The organism is Bremerella sp. JC817 (genome assembly GCF_040718835.1).
In the GTDB taxonomy this organism is placed as follows: domain Bacteria; phylum Planctomycetota; class Planctomycetia; order Pirellulales; family Pirellulaceae; genus Bremerella.
Window position 1 is genome coordinate 1 of sequence record NZ_JBFEFG010000002.1, and the last position, 320, is coordinate 320.

At 64.1% G+C, this 320-nt stretch carries 1 protein-coding gene and 1 pseudogene; both read left to right on the forward strand.

Translation table 11 applies throughout. From position 1 onward, the window contains the following. The first annotated feature begins 14 nt into the window (after nt 1–14). A complete protein-coding gene (locus AB1L30_RS00005; protein WP_367011314.1) occupies nt 15–173 on the forward strand; it encodes a hypothetical protein in 159 nt (52 codons plus the stop codon). Further along, nucleotides 133–320: pseudogene (locus AB1L30_RS00010) on the forward strand (hypothetical protein); the annotation flags it as partial. The gene AB1L30_RS00005 and the pseudogene AB1L30_RS00010, both read left to right, overlap by 41 nt.

Consider the following 320-nt stretch of genomic DNA (forward strand, 5'->3'; position numbering starts at 1 on the left):
GGACCGGCCTGGGGCTGGCGATCAGCCACGGGATCGTCCAGGACCACGGCGGCCGCATCGAAGTCCGGAGCACCCCCGGCCAGGGGAGCCGGTTCCGGGTGATCTTACCCATTGAAGGAAAGGGGAAGCACGATGACCGCACCGCACAAGCCCTGCCTGCTGGTCGTCGATGACGAGCCCGAGGTCTGCAACTCGGTCTATCACCTGCTGCGCCACAGGTACCACGTCCTGCGAGCCCATGGCGCCGCCGAGGCGATCGACATTTCTGACCCCGGTTGTTTCTTTTCCGCACCACAAAACGACCCGAAAAACGTCGTGTT